Raw genomic sequence first — 22858 nt, forward strand, 5'->3', positions numbered from 1 at the left:
TGCCTTTCCTCCTTAGTACAGTTGATCCTTGGTCAATTTTTTCGCCAGGTACTGCAGGACAATGACGATCGCAATGATCAGAATCGCCATCGCTGACGCGGTGTAGTATTCACCCCGCAGCAGGTTTTGGAATACCGCCAGGCTCATCGGCGCCCAATCTGTCGGGGCCAGAAGCAGGGAAATGCTCGTTTCCTTGATCACCGTTACGAATACGAGGATAGCACCCGCTGCAATGCCGGGCAGCATCAGCGGTCCGATCACGGTCACGGCGGCGAGCAGGTTGGATGCCCCCATATTTACCGCTGCCTCTTCGATATCCTTGCGAATCGCCATCATCGAGCTCATCGTCGAGCGGATCATGTACGGCATTCGCCTGATCGTATAGGCGATGATGAGCAAGATCGCTGTTCCCGTAAGCTTCAACGGAGCGGTATTAAACGTTTGGATAAGCGCGATTCCCAGCGAGATGCCCGGTACGATCAGCGGAATGGACGAGATAAAATCAAGTCCCCCGGAGTTGCGACGCACGACAAAGTAGGAGACGAAGGTGGCAATCACCACGCTCAGGACCAGCGCTCCGCCGGCAAGAACCAGACTGTTTAGAATATTTTTATGCGACGTGCTGAAAATCGTCAGATAGTGGCTGAGCGTATAGCCGTCCGGCAATGCGTGACGTCCCCATGTAGTCGCGAGCGACGACAGGAAGATGGATGCGACACCGAGTACGGGAATCAGTACCACCAAAAAGGAGTAGGTGGTCAGTACGGAGACTACGCCCTTGTGATCGTTCATTTTTTGGCGAGTCGGTTTTCCCGAGATCGTGCCGTATTCCTTTCCCTTGATCACGAGGCGCTGGAGCCAGAAGAAGAAGGCTGCGACCAGGAGCATGATGACGGTCAATACCGCGGAACCTGCCCAGTTGAAGAAGCCGGCCATCTCCCGATACGCTTCGACCACGATCAGGTTGAGATCTTTTGGCGCCAAAATAATCGGTGTCCCGAAGTCGGAAAAGCTGACGGTAAAAATCAGCAGCATGCTCGAAACAATCCCCGGCATCGCCAGCGGCAAGGTCACTCGCATAAACGTGTACCAACTATGGGCACCGAGGTTTTGCGACGCTTCTTCCAAGGTCAGGTCGCTGATCTTGAAGGCTGCCACCATCGGCCACAGGGCGTAAGGAAAGAAGTAGAAGACCTGTACGAGCACAATCCCGAGCATCGACTGGATGTCAAAAAGCACGCCTTCCCCGCCCAATGCTTGGTAGATGTGATTGACCCACCCCGTTTTTCCGAACATCAGCATGAAAGCATAGGACGAAATAAACGTGGGTACGACCAGAGGAATTGTACACAGTGTGGCAAAAAGTCCTTTGAACGGCATTTTCGTCCGCGCAAAGGCGTACGCAATCGGAATGACAACGATGGTCACAAGCAGTGCTACTCCGGTACTCAGCTTCAGGCTGTTCAGGAGGGCATCAAAGTAGCCCTTGCCCTCAAACAGCGAGGAGTAGGCCTCCAGAGACACATTGGACAGCTTCTCGATTGTCTTTGCCAGCGTTTTTTGGCTGACCAGGCTGCCGAACAGGTTGATCGGCTGGCCGGTAAAGCTGACGAGCAAAATCGAGAACAACGGAACCAGGAGAAACAGGAAGAAGAACAAGTAGATAAACCATTTCAGGACCGTAAACCCGCTCAATGATTCGAGAAATCGCTTTTTCATAGGATCACCACTAGATGAGGATCGATGGAAAGATAGACCTTTGTGCCTGGCGGAAGCAGCGGCGTTCCTGCTTCAAACGTCTTGTCCACTTCGATCTGCATGTTTCCGACCTGTACGTCATAGCGAATGCTGGGTCCAAGGTAGGTAGACATGGTGATGGTACCCTCTATCGATTTATCACCTGCATCGACCGGTTCTCCGGCAGCCAGGCGAATGCTTTCAGGGCGAATGATTACCTCTACATCTTCACGTTTCGCGGAAAAAGCCGATGTGAGCAGTTGCCCGCCTTCAAGCTGAATGACTGTACCGCTTGCCTCCGTTCCTTTTACCTTGCCCTTGAAAATATTGGACGAGCCTACGAAATCCGCTACAAAAGTGGAGCCCGGATTGCTGTACAGCGCGGTGGGCGTGTCCACCTGCACCAGCTTGCCTCCCTGCATAACTGCGACCCGGTCAGCCATGCTCATGGCCTCTTCCTGATCGTGTGTGACAAAGATCGTCGTAATTCCTACTTTTTGCTGAATCCGGCGGATCGTGACCCGCATGCTGTTGCGCAGCTTTTTGTCCAGGTTGGAGAGCGGTTCATCCATCAACAGCACAGCCGGCTCCATGATCAAGGCCCGAGCCAGCGCCACCCGCTGCTGCTGGCCGCCGGAAAGCTGTCCCGGCAGCCTGTCGGCCAAATGACCCAACTCTACGAAATCCAGTGCATCTCTCACCTTTTTTTCTGTCTCTTTGTCCACCCTGCCCAATTTCCGATTGAGCATATTGCCGAGGACTGCGAGCTTGGTGCCGAAGCCGCCTTGGTAGAAACGGCGCACCTGCAGGCTGTAGGCGACATTTTCAAATACATTCAAATGAGGGAACAGCGCATAGCTTTGAAAAACCATTCCGCAATTGCGCTGGTTGGCGGGGACGTTGCTGACATCGCGGTCCCCGATAAAAATTTTGCCGGATGCGGGACTTTCAAACCCGGCCACGCAGCGCATAGTCGTCGTTTTTCCGCAGCCGGACGGGCCGAGAAGGGCGAAGAACTCGCCCTCCCGAATGTCCAGACTGACGTCTTCCAATGCGGCGATTCCGTTAAACGATTTGTGCAAGTTCTCAATTCTGACCGACCCCATGGAAGAACCTCCTTATTGGAATTTTTGCCGCCATTCGTTGCGTACGCGGTCGTAGTTTTGCACGACCCAATCTACGTCGAGCTCCTGTGCATGCGGGATGACCTTTTCCAGCGTGAGCGGCGTTTTCGATTCAACCTCTTTGGAAATCGGGATATGGTACCAGTTGGCAAGCGTTTGCTGTCCTTCCTTGGACAACAGGTAGTCGATCAGCGCTTTGCCGCCGTCAGGGTTCGGTCCATCCTGGACAAGAGATACCGGGTTGACGATGACAGGAGTTTTCTCAGGAACGATAAAGTCCACCTTTTCCCCCTTTGCCTTCATTTCGTATGCCATGAAGTCAAATGCGATCGCGACATGGGCTTCGCCTTTGGCTACCGCTTTTCCGGGCGCCGAGCCGGAGTCAGGCATCGCGCTCATCTGATCGACCAATTTTTTGAAGTACTCCCAGCCTGGTTCCTCCCCGCGCTCCATCAGTTGGCTCAGAACCGTAAGCGTGGCTGTTCCGGATGCTGCCGGGTTCGGCATTTGGAGCTTGCCTTTCCATTTCGGGTCCAAGAGGTCGTCCCATGTTTTCGGCGCTTCTTCCGGTTTTACCAGGTCGGTATTGTAAACAAAGCCGAGGACGAACACCTCTGCTCCGATCCATTTCCAATCCTTGTCGCGGATTTTGATCCCGTCGCGCACTTCCGGCCAATCCTTGATCGCTTCAGGCGTATAGGCCGTAATAATATCCTTGTCCTTCGCCGACTCAAACGGCAGGAAACCGCCTCCGCCATACCAGACATCCCCCATCGGATTGTCCTTTTCGGCAATCATCTTGTTCACCAGAACGTTGGTGCCGGCGTACTGAATGTTAACGGTCGAGCCCTTGAAAGCCTTTTCAAAATTCTGACCAATTTCTTTGGTCATATCAGGTGTCTCAGGCGAGTAGAGTGCAATTTGACCCAGTTCTTTTGCGGCACCCGAACCCCCGCCAGCTTCTCCTTGGCCCGTACTGGATGAGCCCGTATCCCCCGAGGAACACCCTGCTACTGCCACCGTCGACAACAACGCCGCGGTCGCTACGACATTCAGCCACTTTTTCACCATTTGTCAGACCCCTCTTTCTATTCGTGTTCATTTTTCTGTTGATCGAATAGTTCGACGATAATGAATAAAAAGAAAACCCTTACGTATATAAACACACTCCTCCCCTTAAAAGGAATGTGTTTACGGGTAAGGGTTTTCTCCGTTTTCTCCGCCTAACCGTATTTCCGTATGTTTTCGTGCTGCACGATCAACTTTTCTAAAGTATAACCATAGTTTTCAATAACTGTCAATGAAAATGCTTACACAAATGCTGCCGCAGCCCGGACAGCCTTTTGCCAACCGGCATATAGCCTGCTGCGCTCCGTCTCTTCCAGTCTCGCCTCGAATGAGCGCTCAACCTGCCAATTGTGCGAAATCTCCTCTTTGCTTTTCCAAAAACCGATGCCCAACCCGGCCAAATAGGCGGCACCGAGCGCCGTCGTTTCATGTACGCGCGGACGCTCGACGGTGACACCGAGAATATCGCTTTGAAATTGCATCAGGAACTGATTCGCTACGGCACCGCCGTCTACGCGAAGCTTGCTCAGCGGAATGCCGGCATCTGCTTCCATGGCTGCCACCACGTCTCTGGTTTGGTACGCCAGCGACTCCAGTGTGGCCCGGATGAAATGCTCTTTTTTGGTTCCCCGGGTCAGTCCAAAAATCGCGCCGCGGACCTCGCTGTTCCAGTAAGGAGTGCCCAAGCCCACAAAAGCCGGGACGACATAGACGCCTTCGGTGGATGACACGGCCGTTGCGTAGCGTTCGCTGTCTGCCGAGGTTTTGAGCATGCGCAGGCCATCCCGCAGCCATTGGATCGCAGAGCCTGCGACAAAAATGCTCCCTTCCAGCGCGTACTCCACTTTTCCGCCAAGCCCCCAGGCGATCGTCGTCAGCAAGCCATGCTCGGAGCGAACGGCTTGTTCTCCGGTGTTCATCAGCAAAAAACAGCCGGTGCCGTATGTATTTTTGGCCATGCCCCGCTCGAAGCAGGCTTGCCCGAACAAAGCGGCCTGCTGGTCTCCTGCAGCCCCCGAGATCGGAACCTCCACGCCAAAGAACAAATCCTTGTCGGTTACCGCATACACCTCCGAGCTGCTTCTCACCTCAGGCAGCATCGCACGCGGGACATCGAGCAGAGCCAGCAGCTCATCGTCCCACTTCAAATCAAAAATATTGTACATGAGTGTGCGCGACGCGTTGGTATAGTCGGTCACATGCGCCCGGCCGCCGGACAGCTTCCAGATCAGCCACGTGTCAATCGTTCCGAACAGGAGGTCGCCCTGCTCCGCCAAAGCGCGGGCGCCTTCCACATGGTCGAGAATCCATTTTACTTTTGTGCCCGAAAAGTAAGCATCGATCAGCAGACCGGTCGTATCCCGAAACAATGGGTCGTATCCCTTGCTTTTGAGCTCTTCGCAAATTCCCGCTGTCTGTCTCGACTGCCAGACAATTGCGTGATAGATGGGCACTCCGGTATGCTTGTTCCACACCACGGTCGTCTCGCGTTGATTGGTGATCCCGATGGCTGCCACTTCCTGCGCCGAAACATTGTGGCTGGCCAAAACCTCGCCGATTACGCCGACGACCGATGACCAGATGTCCAGGGCATTGTGCTCTACCCATCCTGGCTGGGGAAAGAGCTGGGGAAATTCTTTCTGGGCCATCCCGACGATGCTTCCTTGCTTGTCGAACAAGATGGCCCGGGAACTGGTCGTCCCCTGATCGATTGCGAGCACATACTTTGTATCCATGAGCTTCCTCCTTCTACCGCGGGATACGGGCACCCTTTTTCTCCTCTATTAGGGGTGAAACCGGATGCGGTCTATATCCCGAAGCATTGGGCCGTCTCCGCTCACAACACGGGAAACTCTTCCGCCCTGATGCCGAAATCGCGGTGCAGCGCCTTCTTGTGCTCCTCTGCAAAACCGCTGGCAATCATGCCGATGCGCAAGACGCTCGCCCAGTCATATTGTATTCGCTGTTTTTCCACGAGAACTCCTGCCCGATCCAAAAAATGCGTGACTTGATCAGGCGTTCCCCGCAACGCTTTACTTTCCAGATAGCAAAAGCACCGCTTCTCCCCGGCTTCCCGATTGCCTGCCGGCTCGCTTTCCTGCCAGACCGGCTGAGGAGTGAAGCGCTGGGTCAGCAAATAGGCCAGATCCTCCACCACAGCGCTTGCTGTCGGAAGCTCGCCTGCCCCTTTGCCCATGAACAAAAGGTCGCCGACGATATTGCCCGACACCTGCACGGCGTTGTAGGCATCCTGCACCTGCGCGAGTGGGTGATCCAGCGGCAGAAGCGTTGGACGGACGGAAAGCTGTAGACCGCCCCCGGCCTTGGAAGCCTTGGCCAGCAGCTTGATCCGGTACCCCAATTCGCGGGCGAGGCCGATCTGTCCGAGATGCAGCTTTTCAATCCCCTGCCTCTCGGCTGCATGCAGCGGCAGCGATTCACCAAATACGAGCTGGGCGAGGATGTACGTTTTGTACAAGGCATCCCAGCCCTCTACGTCCGAGGCGGGGTCCGCTTCGGCGTAGCCCAGCTCCTGCGCCTGCTTCAGCACTTCGGCGTAGGGAAGCTTTTCCTGTTCCATCCGCGTCAGGATGTAATTCGTCGTCCCGTTTAAAATGCCGCTGACCGATACGATGTCATTAGTCCGGAGAAACTGGCGCAGCACGCCGAGAATCGGAATCCCTCCGGCTACGCTGGCCTCGTACGCGAGCTGAACGCCGTGCCGATTGGCTAGCCGCACCAGCTCCGTTCCGTGCTTGGCAAGCAGCTCCTTGTTCGCGGTGACGATGTGACAGCCCTTTTCAATCAGTGCGCGGACATAGCCGTATGTCGGCTCGACGCCGCCCATCACCTCGACGACGATGTCCACGTCTGACGCCAGCACTTCTTCAAACCGGGTCGTGATCAGATTGTTCTCAATCGGTACAGACCGCTGCTTTTCCGCATTGCGGACCAGCGCCTTGACCACCTCGACACGTCTGCCCAACCTGTCCGACAGCTTTTGCTGCTGAGAGCGGATCGTTTTCAAGACGCCGCCCCCCACCGTCCCTACGCCAAGCAATCCTACTTTTACCACACTTGCACTCATGTACTCCACCTCTTTTTCTCATTTCAAACATAAAAAAGGCCTTCTTCCGTTTAAGAAGAAGGCTCGCGAGCTACAGGGGGCCTCCTTCTCATCTGCCAAGACATACTGCTGCTGTCTTGCAGGAATTGGCACCTTGCCACAAACTGCGTGACGGTTGCCGGGCTTCATCGGGCCAGTCCCTCCACCTCTCTGGATAAGAAAGAAGTTATGAAGTTGCGATAACTCAAAAACATTTGATCATACAAATAAAAAACCTTCTCCCGTTAAGAAGAAGGTTGGCATCCGGAATGGACGTACTCCCGCTTCTTATCTGTCAAGACTGTCATCAGTCCTGCAGGAATTGGCACCTTGTCACAAACTGCGTGACGGTTGCCGGGCTTCATCGGGCCAGTCCCTCCGCCTCTCTGGATAAGAACAGTATTTTCCTGTTGGCAACATTGTAAGGAATTCGGTTTGAGCCGTCAACCAGATATTTCCGACATTTCATCTTCGGACAATTCCTTTCATTTTTGAAAAGAAAGGTTTCTCATTTTTAATAAGGTGTTCTCATGCAGGTGATGGCGCACCAACAGACATTTCCAGCACTTTGTTTTGGTTTTTGCTTTCTCAATAGTGAGAATAATGGTACTGCCGATGCTCCTTCATACTGCACAGGAAGCAGCCGGTCATTTGGTATCATTCTTGCATATATTTTCAGAAAAGTCAGAGTATAATTCCCTTTTTCCATTCGCATGGGACGTCGGGTGCGTCGAATATACATGAATAAAAGACGCTCCACTCTGACTTTTTCAGCAGGAAGGAGGTGCTTTTTTTGAGTAGGCTGCTGCCTGTTTTGATCCACGATCGTCCCACTTAGCTTCGGTTTCTACTATGATCTGCCCGTGTGCAGAAGGAGGGTGTTTGGATGAGACTTCGTCCGCGTGAACCAATCGATGTTGCGACACAAGTCGCGGTATTTCCTGCTACGATCGATCTGCATTTGCAGAAATGGCTGTTTCGAATGCGAAGATAGAACGTTTTCCAAAAATGGAAGGAGGACTCTATGCGAGTCGCTATTTTAGGAGTTGGCGGTGTAGGACAAGTAAGCGCGTGTGAAATCGTGAAATCGAAGTATTTGCAAAAACTGGTGCTGGCAGATATATCGATCGGCCCGGCTGAAGAGCTGGCTGCCGAGCTGCGCCGGGAGACGGATGTGGAAATCCAGGTAAAACGTGTCGACGCACGCGATGTATCGAGCGTCCAATCTATTTTGACTGACATTGACGTACTGCTGCATATCGGCTTGCCGGAAAACAACTTTGAAGTGATGAAAGCGTGCCTGAACACGAAAACCCATTATATCGACACGGCTTCCAGCGGCCCGCAATGGCTCCGCAAGCAGCTAGCCTGGACCGATAAATTCAAAGCGGCAGGCATTCTCGGAATCATGGGGCTTGGGTGCGATCCCGGCTTCTCCAACATCGCGGCGCGGTACGCTGTGGATCAGTTGGACGAAGTCGATGAGATTTTGATTCGCGACGGCGACAATTCCGTCGTCGACTACGACGGCTTCTGCTCCTTCTTCAGTCCGCAGACAGCCATTCAGGAGTGTTTGGCCAAACCGAACTTCTGGACGGCTGACAAGGGTGAACAATACTTGCCTACTCCCTTTGCCAACAAAGAGGAGTTCGAATTCCCCGAGCCGATCGGCTGGCTGGACTGCTACAACGTGGAGCACGAAGAAGCGACCACTCTTGGCGAGACGATTGGCCGCGCAAAAGGGTGCAAATACGTGGACTTCAAGTACGCCCTCCATCCCGACTTTGTGAATACCCTCAAGGTGCTGAGCTATCTGGGACTGGACAGCGACGAAGAGATCGAGGTCAAAGGCGTCAAGGTAGCGCCGCGCGATGTAGTCGTGACGACCATGCCGAAACCGGCCGATCTCGCCGGAAAAATCCACGGATACTCCTCCGTCGGCGCACTCGTCAAAGGCAAGAAGAACAACAAGCGAAAAGAAGTTTACGTCTACACGATCGCCAATCACGATGAGGTTTACTACAAGACGGAATTTCAAGCAACGATCTGGCAGACAGGCATCCCGCCGGTCGTCGCTGTCGACATGATCGCTGAAGGATTGTTGACCACGACCGGCTGCATTCCGCCCGAGCTGATCGACCCGCTCCCCTTTTTAGAGCGGTTAAAGGCTCGCGGCATGACTTGGGATGTGATTGAGAAGACTGCCCCTCTCAGGCAAATATCGTAGTACGTAACTTGAGATATAGAAAAAGATCGGGATTGGCAGCTGTTGCCGCTGTCCCGATCTTTGTTAAATACAGATCGGGTACGTTTCTTCCGATTCATCAATCCTACATGAAACGAAGGTGAAACCTCTCATGATGGAGAAAAAGCGGACAAGCCTGTTCATGCTCATCTTAGTCGCTGCTCTGGTTCTGTTGACCGGATTGACTGGTTGCGGAAGCAGCTCTGTCCAGCCGGGTCAGCAGGTCCAGGGGAATGGCGCTCCCTCGTCGGGAAATGAAGCTGCCAAAGCGGGCGGAGACAGCCAGGCAGGATTGTCCAAATCGCTCAACCTCTTTATCTGGTCGGAGTACATCCCGCCAAGTGTTCTGGAGGCATTTGAAAAAGAGTACGGCGTAAAGGTGAATATCAGCACCTACTCCTCGAACGAGGAAATGTTCGCCAAACTGTCTGTCAATTCTTCGGGCTATGATCTTGCCGTCGCGAGCGACTACATGGTAGACTTGATGCGCAAACAGCAATTGATGGAAAAGTTGGACTACTCCAGCATCAGCAACATCAAAAACGTCGGTCCGGAGTTTTTGAAACGCTCCTCTGATCCCGAGGGGGCTTTTTCTGTGCCGTACATGTGGGGAAATGTCGTGATTGCGGTCAATGCGGACAAGGTTTCCATCCCCATTTCCGGTTACCGGGATCTGCTTAACCCAAAGTTGAAGGGATCGCTGGTCGTACTCGATGACGCCCGCTCGATGATCGGCATCGCCAATCAAATGCAGGGCAAGTCACTGAATGAGACGGACCCCGCCGTACTGGAAAAATCGAAAGAGCTGCTCAGCCAATTGATGCCCAACGTAAAGGCTTTTGACAGCGACAGCCCGAAGACGCTGCTCGTATCCGGCGAGGTGGCGGCCGGCATCGTCTACGGTGCCGAGGCTTCGCTAGCCCGTCAGGAAAATCCGGCGATCAAAACGATACTGCCCCAGGAAGGCATGGAGCTTTGGCAGGATAATTTCGTCATTCCCAAGGGCAGTCCAAACAAAAAAACGGCAGAGACATTCATCAACTTCATTCTTCGCCCGGACATCAGCGCCGAAATCTCCAAACATTACCCGTATGCGAATCCGAACCTGGCCGCCCACGAGCTGATCGACAAGGCCGTTTTGGAAGACCCCGCCGTCTATCCGCCGAAGGAGGACTTGGCAAAAGGGGAATACATGGTGGACATCGGGGATGCCGCCAAGCAGTATGACCGGATTTGGTCGGAAATTAAACTTGAGTAAAAAGGTGGATGACGCGTGAAACGGACAACCTGTTTTCTGGCAAGCCTGCTGCTGCTCGGTTCCCTGGTCAGCTATGGCGCAAATGCCGCACCTCTGCCTGCGGACGAGCAGGCCGATCTGATTTTGCAAAATGGAGCCGTTTACACGGTGGACAAAAACCGCAACTGGGCAGAAGCCGTCGCGGTCAAAGACGGGCGCATCCTTTTTGTCGGAACCGATGCCGATGCGAAGAAATATGCCGGCCCCAAGACCGAAGTCGTCGATTTGAAAGGAAAAATGGTGCTGCCCGGTTTCTTCGACAGTCACACTCACGCCAGCGAAACGGTCAAGCAAATTCATTCTGTCGATCTGTACGGCAAGCAATCGGTGGATGAATATTTGCAGGCCGTGCGCGAATTCGCCAAAAAGCATCCCGATGCCAAAGTCATTACCGGTATGGGCTGGAGCAACCCGCTGATCCCGGGCAAAGGGCCGAGCAAAAAAATGCTCGATGATGTCATTTCGGACATTCCCGTCGTGCTCACTTCGGAAGACGTTCACTCTGTATGGGCAAATTCAAAAGCACTCGAGCTCGCCGGCATTACCAAGGATACGAAAAATCCCGAGGGCGGCGTAATCGAACGGGATGACGCCACGGGCGAACCATGGGGGACGCTCCGCGAAAAAGCCGTTGATCTGATCGCCGACGTGGTTCCCGAATTTACTGTCGACCAGTATATGGATGGCATCCTGGCCTATCAGGAAATGGCAGCAGAACGCGGTGTCACGACAGCCCACGAGCCAATGATCGGCGGTCCCAACGTTCTGGCCGCCTACAAAAAAGCCGAGGAAAACAACAAGCTGACCATGCGTTTCCGCAATTCCTTCCTGGCTGATCCCGGAAAAGGGCCGGAACAGCTCCAGGAGTTCATTAAGGAACGGGAGAAAAACAAAGGACCGCTCTACCAGACAAACAGTGTCAAAATCTTTATGGATGGCGTAATCGAAGGCAGCACAGGTTATTTGTCCGAGCCTTACGAACATATTGATTCACTTGGCGAGCTTGTCTGGAGGCCGGACAGCTACAAGCAAATGGCAGCGGCCATCGACAAATCAGGCTTTCAGGTTCATGTTCACTCCATCGGAGATGCGGCCACTTCGATTGCGCTGGACGGACTGGAAGCGGTGCAAAAAAGCAACGGCAAACGCGACTCCCGCCATCTCATCACCCATCTCCAGCTTGTCAAGCCGGAGGATATCAGCCGCTTCAAGGCTCTGGGAGTGATCGGAGTTCCTCAGCCGTTCTGGTTCTTTAAAGAACCGGGCTATTACGAAGACATCCAGGTACCGTACCTCGGTCAGGAACGGGCTGACCGCGAATACCCGATGAAGAGCTTTATTGCCGCCGGGGTACACATGGCCTCCTCGAGCGACTATCCGGTGACGCAGGAGTTCTCTCCCCTGGATGGCATCGAGCGCGGCGTCACTCGGGCGGAGCACGGTTCTACCGATCCCGGCGACATTCTCTGGCCGGAGGAGAGAGCCACGCTGGCTGACATGATCGCCAGCTTTACGATCGAGGGAGCGTATGCCAATTTCCTCGAAAACGAGACTGGCTCCATCGAGATCGGCAAAAAGGCCGACCTGGTCGTCCTGGAGAAAAATCTGTTTGAGATCCCGGCGACCCAGATCAATGAGACAAAGGTTCTGCTCACCTTATTTGAAGGCAAGCCGGTTTATCGCGACAGCTCATTTGGACCGGCAGGCAAATAGCGTTTGATAAACAAGAAGCATGTTTTCCTCAGGCAGCCGACCGGGAGCGCTCTGCAAAATTCTTTCCTGAGCAGAGCTTGGCGGCTTGGTGGAAAGCATGCTTCTTTTCGTTTCACCTTCGCAGTCTGTTTGTCATTCTAACAACTTTTTAACCGTCACAGCCTGTTCGTTATCCCAACTCGATCTATAAACCGCTCTTCCTCTTACATCCACATTTCCGGCAAGAGGTACCCGGAAGCTACCCACCTCGTCGGTCCTCCGAGAACGATGTCTCTGACCAGATTGTTTTCAAGGCGAAAGGAAACCCTAAGCTCTCCTCCCCTGGTCAAGACTGTTACCGGCGACGCGACCAGACCGAGCAACGACGACGTGATTGCGCTGGCCGTCGCACCCGAGCCGCAGGCGAGCGTCTCTCGCTCTACTCCCCTCTCATACGTCCGGATCTTGAGCTTGTTTTCGTCAGCTATTTGCACAAAGTTCACATTGACGCCGTCAGGAAAGATCGAGTGATCGTACCGGATCGCTTTTCCCCAGGCTGATACCTGCTCGTCACTCATCTCTTCTGTATCCGCGACAAACCAGACCGTATGCGGCACACCGACCACGGCAAAATGGTATTGACGAGCTCCATCCATGGCTTCATAACGGCGATTCAGGAAAAAGTCAGCCCTGTCCATTGCCGGAAAGTACACGTCTACCCATCGACCTTCCACAAGAGAATGATACAGGCCGTCTTTGGCAGCAAACCGCATCGCTGCAGGCGCAATCCCTTTTTCAAAGGCGTAACGGGCAATACATCTGGCCCCGTTCCCGCACATTTCCCCTTCGCTGCCATCTGCGTTGAAGTAACGCATGGAAAAATCGGCAACGTCGGACTTCTCCACCCACATGCATCCGTCAGCTCCCAATGCCGTTTCCCGATTGCACAGCCGACGGGCGATTGCTCCGAGCTCCTTGCCCTCCCATTCTTCCTGCCGATTGTCCATAATCAAAAAGTCGTTGCCGCAGCCATGCATCTTCGCAAAAGGGATGCACCTTTTCATGATCTCAATGGAATTTCCGGGATTCATGCTTTGTTCATCCACCCTTTGCCCTCGAGGATGCGAGAAACGAGCATGCTGGCGGCAGTATCCCCGGTAGCGTTCACCATCGTCGCAGGGGGATCGACCAGCGTTCCGATCATCGCGACGATCGGCAGTGCTTCCGGCGGAAAAGCGTACATCGTAACGATCAGCATTTCCCCGATAAAGCCGCCGCCCGGGACGCCAGACATGACCACACCGCTCAGAACAGCGATGACAATGGCTGTCACGTATGTCTCAAACCCGTGAAACGGCATTTGAAACAAGCCAAACAGAAATGAAATTTTCAGAATGGCGCTCAGACAGGAACCATCCATATGGGCAGTGGCTCCGAGCGGGATGACGATCTCGCGGATGTCCTTTGGCACACCGAGCCGGGCCGTCGCTTCCAGATTGACTGGAATGGTCGCTACGCTGCTCGATGTCGCAAGCGAAGTGACGGCAGGAGAGACGGCTGCCCGCCAAAACTTTCCCGGACCTCCCCTGCCTGCTGCCATATACGCATACAACGTGAAGAACAGGAAGAAATACAAAATTGCAATCGGATAGTACACCGACATCGCCCGGGCGTACGAACCTAACAGCTCCGGGCCGAATACCCCGACGAGCGTGGCAAAGTAGGCACCCAGCCCAATCGGAGCATAGTACATCAGCAGCTTGATCAGCTTGATCATTACCTCGGACAAAAGAGAGAGGCCGTCTGCTACCCTCCTCCCTTTTTCTCCGGTAAGACTTACCGCAAGGCCGAACAAGATCGAAAAGACAATGAGTGCCAGCATGTTTTTCCGCGACAGCAGATCGCTAAAATTGGGCACGGTAAAGGCGTTTACGAACTGCTCTCCCGTTTGCAGCCGCTTCAGCTCGTCCGGTGCTTTGAGTTCGATTTGAACACCATCAGCCGGCGGAACAAGCGAAACTCCGACGATCATCAGCACAGATGAAACGATACCCGTAGCGACAAAGACTGCCAGCATCACGCCCAGGATTTTTCCCAGCCGCTTCAAGTTTGCGATGCTGGCTACCGCGCTGCTGATGTTGACAAAGACCAGCGGCACGACAATGGTAAACATCAGATTGATAAAAATGTCGCCAAACGGTTTGAGCACATCTGCCTTCGGTCCGGCCACCCACCCTATCACGCCGCCGATGAGGATCGCAACCAACAAAAGGATGGGATACCGATACGCTTCCCATGCCCGGCTTTTCCCGGATTCCCCCATTATTTTCACCCCTTTTTGGACTTGTGTGGAGTTGTCTACTTAAATATATGGAGGAACGCTCGATACATTTCTGAAAATTCACTAAAATAATGCCTGTTGGTTCAAAGTACGAGAACAGGGGAAAGTGTGGCACTATCACCCGCTTTAAGACTTGAAGCTTCTCCACTGACAAAAAAACTTCTCTCGAATGGAGACATTTTTCCATTCGAGAGAAGCTGATTACTCGCCGAGCGGCCGCGGATTGTAGCTGGAGCCGGTCCAGTCGGTCAACTCGCTGATCGCCTTCCATAACACCGGATAAAACTCGTGTCGGACCCCTTTCTGCAGCGCTTGGGCCGGTATCCCCTTGAGGCTGTTTGTCTCCAGGCCGATCATCCGGCGCACTAGCTGCAGATGCTGATAGCGAAAGCTTTGGAAGCCCTCGTCAAACTGGATCAGCTCCTGCATCAGCTGATACAAGGCGAGATGTGCCGTGGGCTCTTTGTGCACGTCGAGAGGAGACAGTCCCTTTTCGCCCAGGAGCTTTTCAAATGGCTCCCAAAGGGTCGGGCCAAACTGGAGGATCTGATTGAACCCCGGCGAATCCTGTCCGCTGCCCCTCCCGAGCGCGAGCCGTATGGTATGGTAATCCAACGGACTGATCACTTTGACCATCGTAAATACTTCCGGCAGATGCTTCATGTGGAGATTGACGCGGTGCAGCTGTTCCTTTGCCTTGTCAGGCTCCCCTGCGACCATCGCCGATTTGGCCATTTGCAGATATTGCATGACGAGTTTGAAATGCAGCTCCGCGATCTGATGAATCACCTGAAAGGTCAGTTCATCCGCGCACGCCAACTCATCCTCACGCTTTTGCAACCCGAGCAGTTCCTCTGTCCGAATGTATTTCTCGTAATCCGACAGCTCTCTGGTCAACGGCTTTTCCTCCCCTTTTTCAAGTAACAGCGAGCAGCATGGCCGAAAGCATCCGGCTCCGCGATGTCTTATTCATTTCCCTGTGCTAAACGGCGCAATACGGCACGAACAGGACTTCCGTCCGCCTGGACGAGCGGCAGCGGCAGGGCTATCAGCTCGTACTGTCCCGGCTCTACATGATCCAGCAGCAGCCCCTCCAAAATGTGAATATGGCAGGCGTGCAGACTGTGATGAGCCGGCAGCTCCTTGCTGTCCAGCGGATCGACCGACGGGACGTCGACACCGATCAGGCGAATGCCCTGCTCCGCTAAAAAAGGAGCCAGATCAGAGCGGAGATAACAGATATCAGAAGGAAAACGCCCAGGATCGGGCCACGAGCCGGTACGGAGCAAAAGCCGTTCCACCCCTGTCAGATCGATACCGTCCAGATCGGCGGCTCCGACGCTCTGTTTCCCGGACACATCCAGAACTATAGCCGGACCGATGTAAATCTCGATCGGCAAATCAAGAATTTTATTCCCGTCATCGTCAAAGTGATAAGGAGCGTCTACATGTGTACCCGTATGCAGGCTCATCGTCAGCTTGCCTACATTGACAGAGCCGCTCTCGGATTTCGGCCAGCTCACCTCGTAGTGAAACGGCGTATCGCCAGGCCATGTAGGGGCACCGGGCGCGAGCGGACGCGATATGTCAATCCAGTTCATATTCCTGGCAGCTCCTCTCCTGCGTTTCCGGCAGATTTATTGTGCTTCAAGCGACCACGCCGCGTTTGTTCTCGTAACGTTCATACGTCCGCTCCTCCATAATCCGCTTCAGGATTTGGACGGCACGCCATACATCATGGTATGAGGTATACAGGGCTACTGGTGCCAGGCGTATCACGTTTGGCGCCCGAAAATCCGGAATCACCCCGCTATCTTTCAAAGCCTTGCAGATGCGGGCCGCTTCCGGATGCTCCAGGCTGACATGTCCCCCTCTCCTCGCATCCTCTCGCGGATTTCCGATGACAAAGCCGTGATCCGCAAGCTCCTCATCAAGCAGATCCATCAAATAGGCAGTCTGCTGCAAGGACTTCTGGCGAATCTGGTCTATTCCCGCCTCCTCGAACATGGACAGCGCTCCGAATAAGGGGGCCATGCTCAAAATATGCGGCGTCCCGATCTGGTACGCTCCAGCCGTCTGCGCGGGCGAAAAGCTCAGCTCCATATCAAACTGTTTCTCTTTGTCCGATCCGAACCAGCCGGCCAGTCCTGGCAACCGCCCGAAGTGCTTCCGGTTTACGTACAGCGCGCCAACACTGCCAGGCCCGCCATTGAGGTACTTGTAGTTGCACCAGTAGGCAAAGTCGACATCCCATTCGCTGAATCGATGCGGAATCGCACCGACCGAATGACAGCCGTCAAAGCCGATCATGATTCCCCGCTTGTGCGCTTCCTCCGTCAATCGCGGGATATCGAGGAGCTGTCCGCTTCGATACAAAACAGTGGGGAGGACGATCAGGGCGATCTCTTCAGTCATGCAAGCGATGATGTCGTCCTCCTCCAGAAAGCGGCCATCGCGGCTGGCTGCCAAGACCAGATGCTCATGCGGATCGAGTCCACGCAGCCTGATCTGGCTTTGCAAGGCATAAATATCCGAGGGAAAGGTAAGCTCATCGGCGAGAATTTTGGTCCGTTTCCCCTCAGGCTGATAAAAGGTGGACGCCAACTGGTGGAGATTGACCGTTGTGGAACCGCTTGCAATCACTTCATCGGGATCCGCTCCGACAAGCGGCGCCAGACAAGCCCCCAGCCTCTCCGCCTGGTAAAACCACGGTCGCTCCCCTTGTGTCCACCCATCAATCCCCATCCGTTTCCAATCGTTCAGCGAGTCCATGAGGGTACGCTCGGCCCTTTTTGACAACATCCCAAGCGAGTTTCCATCCAGGTAGACAATACCTTGCGGAAGGTAGTACTCTTCGCGAAAAGGACCCAGAGCATCGCGATTGTCCTGCTCCAGAGCAAATTCTTCCGTGGGCGAAAACGCAGATTCCTTCAAGGGAAAACCTCCTTCGTATCGGTTGTTAGCACAAGATTACAGAAAAGTTGACATAGTGTCAATATTTTGAATTAGTTGGCTTTGGAGTCCGCCTCTCTTCCTTTTTCCCTTATTTCCCTGTATTCTAGTTGGTAAAGGAGGGCGGTGCTGTGGAAGAGACAAAGAGCGTAACGGATGGACGCCATTTGCGTTCGCTGCACACCCGGCACAAGCTGTTGGAAGCAGCCAAAGAAGTATTTCGCGAGGAAGGCTTCCACAAAGCGACGATCTCCCAGATCATCAAGCGGGCAAAAACAGGATACGGTACCGCCTATGTCCACTTTACAGGCAAGGATGACCTCCTGATCGTTTTGATGGAAGATGTCATGACGGCATTCTACAGTATTGCAGAGCTTCCCTTTACACCCGCTTCCCGCGCCGAAGCTGAAGAGCTTATTCTGTACCAGACGACTGCCTTTTTACGAATGGCTGAGTCTGAGCGCAAGATGCTGCAGGTATTTGGAGAGGCGATTGGCGTCTCGGCCTCTGCTTCGCAAAAATGGGCCGAGATCCGCGAGCGCTTCATCAACAGAATTGCCCAGGACATCGCCTATTCCCAGCAGAACGGCTTGGCACGGACCGGACTTGATCCGGAGCTGGTCGCACGCGGCTGGTTTTACTCGCATGAAATGTACCTCTGGGAAATCGTTCGGGGAGAACATCAAGCTCAACTGGACGAGATCGCGAAAACATTGGCAGCCATCTATACGGGTGGATTGTATTCATAAGCAGCAAAAAAGAGACTTGCAGCCCGCTTGTTGACGGACAAGTCTCTTTTTTCCGGCATTTGTACAATTTCATTCCTTTTCACGGAATTTCGGTTTCCACTTGGGGGTTCTTCATGAAAATGAAAAAAAAGCGATCTACCCGCGTTTTATTGCTGTTGTCGCTGCTTGTTCTACTGACGGTGTCTCACGCAGCCTACAGCATTTGGTCCTTTGCCTCCGTCCGCTATTGGGGAAAGACAGATGCGGCCATCGTCCTCGGAGCAGCCGTCTGGGATTCGCAGCCTTCCCCGGTGTTTCGGGAACGGATCGACCACGCTATCTGGCTGTACCAGAACGGGTATGTCCAAGGAATCCTGTTTACAGGCGGCAAAAGCGCAGACAGCGCCGAAGCCGAATCCGAGGTGGCTCGCGATTACGCCATCAAGCATGGGGTGCACCCTGCCGATATTTTGTTGGAAAACCGCTCTACTATTACGGAAGAAAACCTTTCATTCGCACTCGAGGTTGCCCGTACCGCAAACTGGCGCAGCTTTACGATTGTCAGCGATCCGCTGCACATGAAACGCTCTCTGGCCATGGCCCACGACCTGGGGATGGAGGCATACTCCTCGCCGACGCCCACCTCAGCCTATCAAAGCCTGAAGACAAAAGCTCCTTTTTTTCTTCGCGAGTTGTTCTATTACCTCGGCTATCAAGCCAGCAAGCCGCTCAGGTGGCTGGGCCTTTACCGATAGCGCCCCCATTTTCGCACTGCCCGGTAAATGAAAGGGGAGATCCATGTATATATGCAGAAAGGGACGTAGACCATGGCGAGGACTCCCGCAGCCCCCTCCCAGTCTAGCTTGCCGAAAAGAAAAACGGCCCCGATAAAACAAATCCACCAGACGACCGGCCCGCCCGTTTTCTGCATCAAGCGATTCGGGAAAAAGACCGGATGGATGATCTCGTCGATTTCTTCGATCGCATACAAGAGCGGTTCATTGCCGGGATCCAGCAAATAGGCCTGCCGGTAACACTCCCGGGCTTCCCGATAATTTCCCCGATCCAGTGCGGCCAGCCCCATTTTCAGCAGCTTGTCAACATCACTTCCGGCGATTTCGTTGTATTTTCGGATCGTTTCCTGCTGGGCTTCGACCTCATCGTACGCCCGCAAAAAATGGTAATGGTAGTGCAGGACGACTTCGCTTTCCGGGTCGACTCGCATCGCTTCAGCCATCAACAGCTTCGCCTTTTCCTCGTAACCGGTGACCAGCATCAAATACCCGTATTGGGCGAGTAAATCGCCGTCCTGCGGATTTTTGGCAAGGCCGGCCAAAAAAAATTCTTCCGCCTCAGCGTAAGCGCCCTTTGCCTTGCAAATAATACCAAGCAGCGAGTATACCTCTTCCCCGAAGTAGCCGACGCGCAAAGCTTCGCGGGCAAACGTCTCGGCTTCGTCCAGCTGGTCCAGCTTGAAAGAGCAATAGGCTACGAAGAACAGCAGCTGACCGTCCTCCTGACTGGTTGCCAAAAACGGCATGAATTTTTCTTTTGCCTGTTCATAGCGCCCCATGTGGTACAAATGCATGGCTTCCTGCCAGGCTACGTTATTGTCATCCCTGATCAAAGACATCGTGAATCCCCTTCCCCATCGTCACCAGCCAACTGTCGAATACGATTCCGGCCACCACGGCAAGCAGTCCCCACCAAAAAATCGGCTGATCCTCACCGATGATGACGGAATGCAGCTTGTAGCGCTTTCGTTGGGCGTATCGATAGACAACTGCCAGGGCGACGCCCATGATCCGTGACAGAAGCGCTACGCTGTCGGCTCCCGTCCAGGCGACGTAAGCGAGCTTCAATCCGCAAAGAAGCAAGCTGATTCCAAGCAGCATCGCGATCATCTTCTTGCTGCACCGTAGCCATATCGCATTTCTCGTACCCAAAATCATGACCGGCAGCACGCCGCCGAAAAAGCCGAGATAAAAAAAACGATCAATGTCGTAAGATTTGGTTACACGTATCTCTCCATTCGCCAAAGAAGGCTGTAAAAGCTCCCGGTTCAACAAACTGTCATCTCCAATCCCGATAATGCAAACACCATTAATCTTACTAGCATACCAAGCATTGTCAAGAATTGACAAACAAAAAGTGCCCGGTTTCCTACTGCGAAACTTTGGGCACTTTTTTCCGTTCCCCCTGGCTGATCTCGGCTCCTACTTCAAAGGAAATCCCTGCTTCCTTAAAAAGTCGCCAAGATGCGGACGCCTTGGTTTTTGCAAATAATCGGCCATCTGTTTGGTCCAGCCTTCCGCATGATCTTTCCTTGTTCTGCGGGCATAATATTCGGCGGAAACCGCTTCGTACTCCTCCAGCGCTTCCGGCAAATGCTCCGTCCGGTATTCCTCTTCATGGATGACCGCACGCTTGGGCAGTCTTGGCTTTTGCTCCACGTCTTGATCGGGATAGCCCAGGCACATGCCCATGATCGGAGCGGTTAGCACAGGAAGCTTAAGCAGGCGGGCGACATCCTCCGGCTGATTGCGTATTCCGCCGATCATTACTCCGCCCAGACCGTGAGAACGAGCGGCGACTAGCGCGTTTTCCGCTGCCAATGCCGTATCTACGGCGGCCACCAGCATATTTTCCACCTCGTCAGCCAAAAATTCGCTTCCGTGCATGTCGCTCGCCAGCTTCAACTTGTAGAAATCAGCGCAAAACACAAGAAAGACGGGACATGTCTCCACCCATTTCTGTCCCCCGCATAGCTGGGCCAGCTGTTTTTTCTTTTCCGCTGAACGCACGACGACAATGCTGTAGGCTTGAACGTTGTGCGAGGAAGGAGCCCACTGGGCGCTTGCCAAAATATCCGCAAGCACGTCGTCCGGGATCGGTCTGTCCGTGTACTTGCGGATGGAGCGGTGCGATTGGATCAACCTGGTTACATCTGTCTGCATCGTATGCCTCCTGTCGGTAACTGAACGAATATTTGATCAAGCTTATTCTTCCTTATGGTTTGCCGATTCGGTTTTTCCCCCGTAAGCCTGATACCACTATTATAGCTTGTCTGCCCCTCTTTCGTCTGAACAGCAAAAAGCTGCGGGAAAATCCGCAGCTTTTTGCACAAGCGTGATGATCTGTTGTCACTCTGCTTCGTGCTACACGCGATCAGGAAGAAAAAAAGGTTCTGGGCGATTTGCGCCAGTCGGCGAGAATGGATTCCTGATCAGCAGTGATAACTCCGTTCTCTTTGGCAGCTTCCAGCAATGCCGTATAGTTGGACAAGGTGCTTGCCTCAATGCCGGCTTCCGCGAACAGCCCCGAAGCGTCGGGGAATTGGTAGCTGAAGATCGCGATCACGCCAAGCACTTCGGCTCCTTCCTCCGCTACAGCCTGGGCCGCCTTCAGCGAGCTTCCGCCTGTCGAGATCAAGTCTTCGATGACGACTACTTTTTGGCCTTTGTGGAGGGCGCCTTCAATTTGATTTTGACGCCCGTGGCCTTTTGCCTTGTCACGAACATAGATCATCGGCAAATCGAGAATTTCCGCCACCCAAGCCGCATGCGGAATGCCAGCTGTCGCCGTGCCCGCGATCACTTCCGCTTGCGGGTACTTTTCGCGGATCGCTTTCGCAAATGCTTGCGCGATCTGGCGGCGAACAGTCGGGTAGGACATCGTGATCCGGTTGTCGCAATAAATCGGAGACTTGATCCCCGACGTCCAGGTGAACGGTTGATCCGGCCGCAGATGCACGGCCCCGATCTCCAGCAATTTGCCCGCGATTTCCTTGGCAGTAGTTTTTGTATTTGTCATCATTGCTTTTCCTCCCCCATGCGCGCTAGATGCGTGCCGCTTCTGCCTCTTGCACGATTTTTTCCCATGCTTCCGCCGGGTCCGGCGCACCCGTGATCGCCCGGCCGATGACCAGATAATCGCTGCCTAGCTGAAAAGCCTTCTCCGGTGTCGTGATACGGGTCTGGTCTCCTTTGTCCGAACCGAGCGGCCGTATCCCCGGAGTCACGGTAATAAACGAGCTGCCCGCTGCCTGTTTGATCACGGGGACCTCCAGAGGAGAGGCAACGACCCCATCGAGGCCCGCTTGCTTCGTCATCATCGTGTAGTGTACGACTACATCCTCGACATTCCCGGGAATAGCCAGCTCCTGGTTCATCGTCGTTTTCCCCGTAGATGTCAGCATCGTGACTGCGATCAGGAGCGGGCGTGCAGCGCCCGCCGGCGTTCCTTGCTCCAGGCCTTCCCGTGCAGCGGCCATCATCTGTGTGCCGCCTGCTGCGTGGACGTTGACCATGTCTACCCCGTGGCGGGCCAGGCTTCGCATCGCTCCTTTGGCCGTGTTGGGAATGTCGTGCACCTTCAGATCGAGGAAGACTTTGAGGCCCTTCTCTTTCAGGAAGTGCACGATTGCCGGACCTTCCGCGTATGCCAGCTCCATTCCCACCTTTACATAGCGGACCCGTCCATCCAGGCGCTGCAGACATTGCTCTACTTCTTTTTTGGTGGAAAAGTCCAGCGCTACGATCATCCGCTCGCGAACATCTGTTGGTTGT

Annotated in this window: 20 protein-coding genes and 2 riboswitches; of the genes, 5 read left to right on the forward strand and 15 right to left on the reverse strand. The window is 53.9% G+C overall.

Going from position 1 to position 22858, the window contains the following annotated elements; genetic code table 11:
- Nucleotides 1-12 precede the first annotated feature (12 nt).
- The 5 genes from NST96_RS17410 to NST96_RS17430 form a co-directional block, all read right to left on the reverse strand.
- A complete protein-coding gene (locus NST96_RS17410; RefSeq protein WP_003386169.1) occupies nucleotides 13-1719 on the reverse strand; it encodes an iron ABC transporter permease in 1707 nt (568 codons plus the stop codon).
- Nucleotides 1716-2843 (reverse strand): ABC transporter ATP-binding protein, encoded by a 1128-nt coding sequence (locus tag NST96_RS17415; protein ID WP_342404264.1) that lies wholly within the window; start codon nucleotides 2841-2843, stop codon nucleotides 1716-1718. The genes NST96_RS17410 and NST96_RS17415 overlap by 4 nt, the downstream gene beginning before the upstream one ends.
- 12 nt (nucleotides 2844-2855) lie before the next feature.
- Nucleotides 2856-3932 (reverse strand): extracellular solute-binding protein, encoded by a 1077-nt coding sequence (locus tag NST96_RS17420; protein ID WP_003386172.1) that lies wholly within the window; start codon nucleotides 3930-3932, stop codon nucleotides 2856-2858.
- A gap of 239 nt (nucleotides 3933-4171) precedes the next feature.
- Nucleotides 4172-5665, reverse strand: a complete 1494-nt coding sequence (gene glpK, locus NST96_RS17425) for a glycerol kinase GlpK (protein WP_339166250.1) — start codon at nucleotides 5663-5665, stop codon at nucleotides 4172-4174.
- A 101-nt stretch (nucleotides 5666-5766) separates the two neighbouring features.
- Nucleotides 5767-7017, reverse strand: coding sequence for a homoserine dehydrogenase (locus NST96_RS17430; protein ID WP_031932960.1), 1251 nt, complete (start codon nucleotides 7015-7017; stop codon nucleotides 5767-5769).
- An 85-nt stretch (nucleotides 7018-7102) separates the two neighbouring features.
- A riboswitch (SAM riboswitch) is annotated at nucleotides 7103-7217 on the reverse strand.
- Between the two features lie 103 nt (nucleotides 7218-7320).
- Nucleotides 7321-7432: riboswitch (SAM riboswitch) on the reverse strand.
- A gap of 627 nt (nucleotides 7433-8059) precedes the next feature.
- On the opposite strand from NST96_RS17430, the gene NST96_RS17435 reads away from it, so the two are divergent.
- The 3 genes from NST96_RS17435 to NST96_RS17445 all read left to right on the forward strand — a co-directional run bounded on the left by NST96_RS17435 (nucleotide 8060) and on the right by NST96_RS17445 (nucleotide 12290).
- On the forward strand, nucleotides 8060-9262 hold the full coding sequence (locus NST96_RS17435; protein ID WP_003386175.1) for a saccharopine dehydrogenase C-terminal domain-containing protein: 1203 nt from the start codon (nucleotides 8060-8062) through the stop codon (nucleotides 9260-9262).
- A 130-nt stretch (nucleotides 9263-9392) separates the two neighbouring features.
- Nucleotides 9393-10538: a spermidine/putrescine ABC transporter substrate-binding protein gene (locus NST96_RS17440; RefSeq protein WP_003386176.1), complete on the forward strand. Its 1146-nt coding sequence runs from the start codon at nucleotides 9393-9395 to the stop codon at nucleotides 10536-10538.
- Nucleotides 10539-10553: 15 nt separating this feature from the next.
- Nucleotides 10554-12290 carry an amidohydrolase gene (locus NST96_RS17445; RefSeq protein ID WP_342404265.1) on the forward strand — a complete coding sequence of 579 codons (1737 nt, stop codon included), beginning with the start codon at nucleotides 10554-10556 and terminating at the stop codon, nucleotides 12288-12290.
- A 203-nt stretch (nucleotides 12291-12493) separates the two neighbouring features.
- On the opposite strand, the gene dapF is transcribed toward NST96_RS17445, so the two are convergent.
- The 5 genes from dapF to kynU form a co-directional block, all read right to left on the reverse strand.
- On the reverse strand, nucleotides 12494-13360 hold the full coding sequence (gene dapF, locus NST96_RS17450; protein WP_003386178.1) for a diaminopimelate epimerase: 867 nt from the start codon (nucleotides 13358-13360) through the stop codon (nucleotides 12494-12496).
- Nucleotides 13357-14592 (reverse strand): dicarboxylate/amino acid:cation symporter, encoded by a 1236-nt coding sequence (locus NST96_RS17455; protein ID WP_172921154.1) that lies wholly within the window; start codon nucleotides 14590-14592, stop codon nucleotides 13357-13359. The genes dapF and NST96_RS17455 overlap by 4 nt, the downstream gene beginning before the upstream one ends.
- A 219-nt stretch (nucleotides 14593-14811) precedes the next feature.
- Nucleotides 14812-15507, reverse strand: coding sequence for a tryptophan 2,3-dioxygenase family protein (locus NST96_RS17460; protein WP_227277748.1), 696 nt, complete (start codon nucleotides 15505-15507; stop codon nucleotides 14812-14814).
- Between the two features lie 68 nt (nucleotides 15508-15575).
- Entirely contained in the window at nucleotides 15576-16211 is a 636-nt protein-coding gene (gene kynB / locus NST96_RS17465) for an arylformamidase (protein WP_003386182.1), read from the reverse strand.
- A gap of 46 nt (nucleotides 16212-16257) precedes the next feature.
- Nucleotides 16258-17544 (reverse strand): kynureninase, encoded by a 1287-nt coding sequence (gene kynU / locus NST96_RS17470; protein WP_024982935.1) that lies wholly within the window; start codon nucleotides 17542-17544, stop codon nucleotides 16258-16260.
- A gap of 149 nt (nucleotides 17545-17693) precedes the next feature.
- Here kynU and NST96_RS17475 point away from each other — a divergent pair, with 149 nt between their 5' ends.
- Both NST96_RS17475 and NST96_RS17480 read left to right on the forward strand, forming a co-directional pair.
- Nucleotides 17694-18311: a TetR/AcrR family transcriptional regulator gene (locus tag NST96_RS17475; protein WP_003386184.1), complete on the forward strand. Its 618-nt coding sequence runs from the start codon at nucleotides 17694-17696 to the stop codon at nucleotides 18309-18311.
- 113 nt (nucleotides 18312-18424) lie between these two features.
- Complete coding sequence (locus tag NST96_RS17480) at nucleotides 18425-19045, forward strand: YdcF family protein (protein ID WP_031932965.1); 621 nt, start codon at nucleotides 18425-18427, stop codon at nucleotides 19043-19045.
- On the opposite strand, the gene NST96_RS17485 is transcribed toward NST96_RS17480, so the two are convergent.
- From NST96_RS17485 to pyrF, 5 genes are all read right to left on the reverse strand, one after another.
- The gene (locus tag NST96_RS17485) at nucleotides 19036-19923 is read right to left on the reverse strand and encodes a tetratricopeptide repeat protein (protein ID WP_003386186.1); all 888 of its coding nucleotides are present in this window, start codon (nucleotides 19921-19923) and stop codon (nucleotides 19036-19038) included. The genes NST96_RS17480 and NST96_RS17485 overlap by 10 nt on opposite strands.
- Entirely contained in the window at nucleotides 19904-20356 is a 453-nt protein-coding gene (locus tag NST96_RS17490; RefSeq protein ID WP_003386187.1) for a hypothetical protein, read from the reverse strand. Before NST96_RS17490 ends, NST96_RS17485 begins: the two co-directional genes overlap by 20 nt.
- 150 nt (nucleotides 20357-20506) lie before the next feature.
- Complete coding sequence (gene nfsA / locus NST96_RS17495) at nucleotides 20507-21247, reverse strand: oxygen-insensitive NADPH nitroreductase (protein ID WP_003386188.1); 741 nt, start codon at nucleotides 21245-21247, stop codon at nucleotides 20507-20509.
- Between the two features lie 211 nt (nucleotides 21248-21458).
- Entirely contained in the window at nucleotides 21459-22103 is a 645-nt protein-coding gene (gene pyrE, locus NST96_RS17500) for an orotate phosphoribosyltransferase (protein ID WP_003386189.1), read from the reverse strand.
- Nucleotides 22104-22128: 25 nt separating this feature from the next.
- A complete protein-coding gene (gene pyrF / locus NST96_RS17505; RefSeq protein WP_031932966.1) occupies nucleotides 22129-22833 on the reverse strand; it encodes an orotidine-5'-phosphate decarboxylase in 705 nt (234 codons plus the stop codon).
- Nucleotides 22834-22858: the final 25 nt, after the last annotated feature.

The sequence above is a fragment of the Brevibacillus sp. FSL K6-2834 genome (assembly GCF_038592925.1).
GTDB classification, from domain to species: Bacteria; Bacillota; Bacilli; order Brevibacillales; family Brevibacillaceae; genus Brevibacillus; species Brevibacillus borstelensis.

What these genes read in the sequence shown, in the direction of transcription:
- NST96_RS17410 (WP_003386169.1), bottom strand. Translation starts at nt 1,719, where the DNA reads ATGAAAAAGCGATTTCTCGAATCATTGAGCGGGTTTACGGTCCTGAAA.
- NST96_RS17415 (WP_342404264.1), bottom strand. Translation starts at nt 2,843, where the DNA reads ATGGGGTCGGTCAGAATTGAGAACTTGCACAAATCGTTTAACGGAATC.
- NST96_RS17420 (WP_003386172.1), bottom strand. Translation starts at nt 3,932, where the DNA reads ATGGTGAAAAAGTGGCTGAATGTCGTAGCGACCGCGGCGTTGTTGTCG.
- glpK (WP_339166250.1), bottom strand. Translation starts at nt 5,665, where the DNA reads ATGGATACAAAGTATGTGCTCGCAATCGATCAGGGGACGACCAGTTCC.
- NST96_RS17430 (WP_031932960.1), bottom strand. Translation starts at nt 7,017, where the DNA reads ATGAGTGCAAGTGTGGTAAAAGTAGGATTGCTTGGCGTAGGGACGGTG.
- NST96_RS17435 (WP_003386175.1), top strand. Translation starts at nt 8,060, where the DNA reads ATGCGAGTCGCTATTTTAGGAGTTGGCGGTGTAGGACAAGTAAGCGCG.
- NST96_RS17440 (WP_003386176.1), top strand. Translation starts at nt 9,393, where the DNA reads ATGATGGAGAAAAAGCGGACAAGCCTGTTCATGCTCATCTTAGTCGCT.
- dapF (WP_003386178.1), bottom strand. Translation starts at nt 13,360, where the DNA reads ATGAATCCCGGAAATTCCATTGAGATCATGAAAAGGTGCATCCCTTTT.
- NST96_RS17455 (WP_172921154.1), bottom strand. Translation starts at nt 14,592, where the DNA reads ATGGGGGAATCCGGGAAAAGCCGGGCATGGGAAGCGTATCGGTATCCC.
- kynB (WP_003386182.1), bottom strand. Translation starts at nt 16,211, where the DNA reads ATGAACTGGATTGACATATCGCGTCCGCTCGCGCCCGGTGCCCCTACA.
- NST96_RS17480 (WP_031932965.1), top strand. Translation starts at nt 18,425, where the DNA reads ATGAAAATGAAAAAAAAGCGATCTACCCGCGTTTTATTGCTGTTGTCG.
- NST96_RS17485 (WP_003386186.1), bottom strand. Translation starts at nt 19,923, where the DNA reads ATGTCTTTGATCAGGGATGACAATAACGTAGCCTGGCAGGAAGCCATG.
- nfsA (WP_003386188.1), bottom strand. Translation starts at nt 21,247, where the DNA reads ATGCAGACAGATGTAACCAGGTTGATCCAATCGCACCGCTCCATCCGC.
- pyrE (WP_003386189.1), bottom strand. Translation starts at nt 22,103, where the DNA reads ATGACAAATACAAAAACTACTGCCAAGGAAATCGCGGGCAAATTGCTG.
- pyrF (WP_031932966.1), bottom strand. Translation starts at nt 22,833, where the DNA reads ATGATCGTAGCGCTGGACTTTTCCACCAAAAAAGAAGTAGAGCAATGT.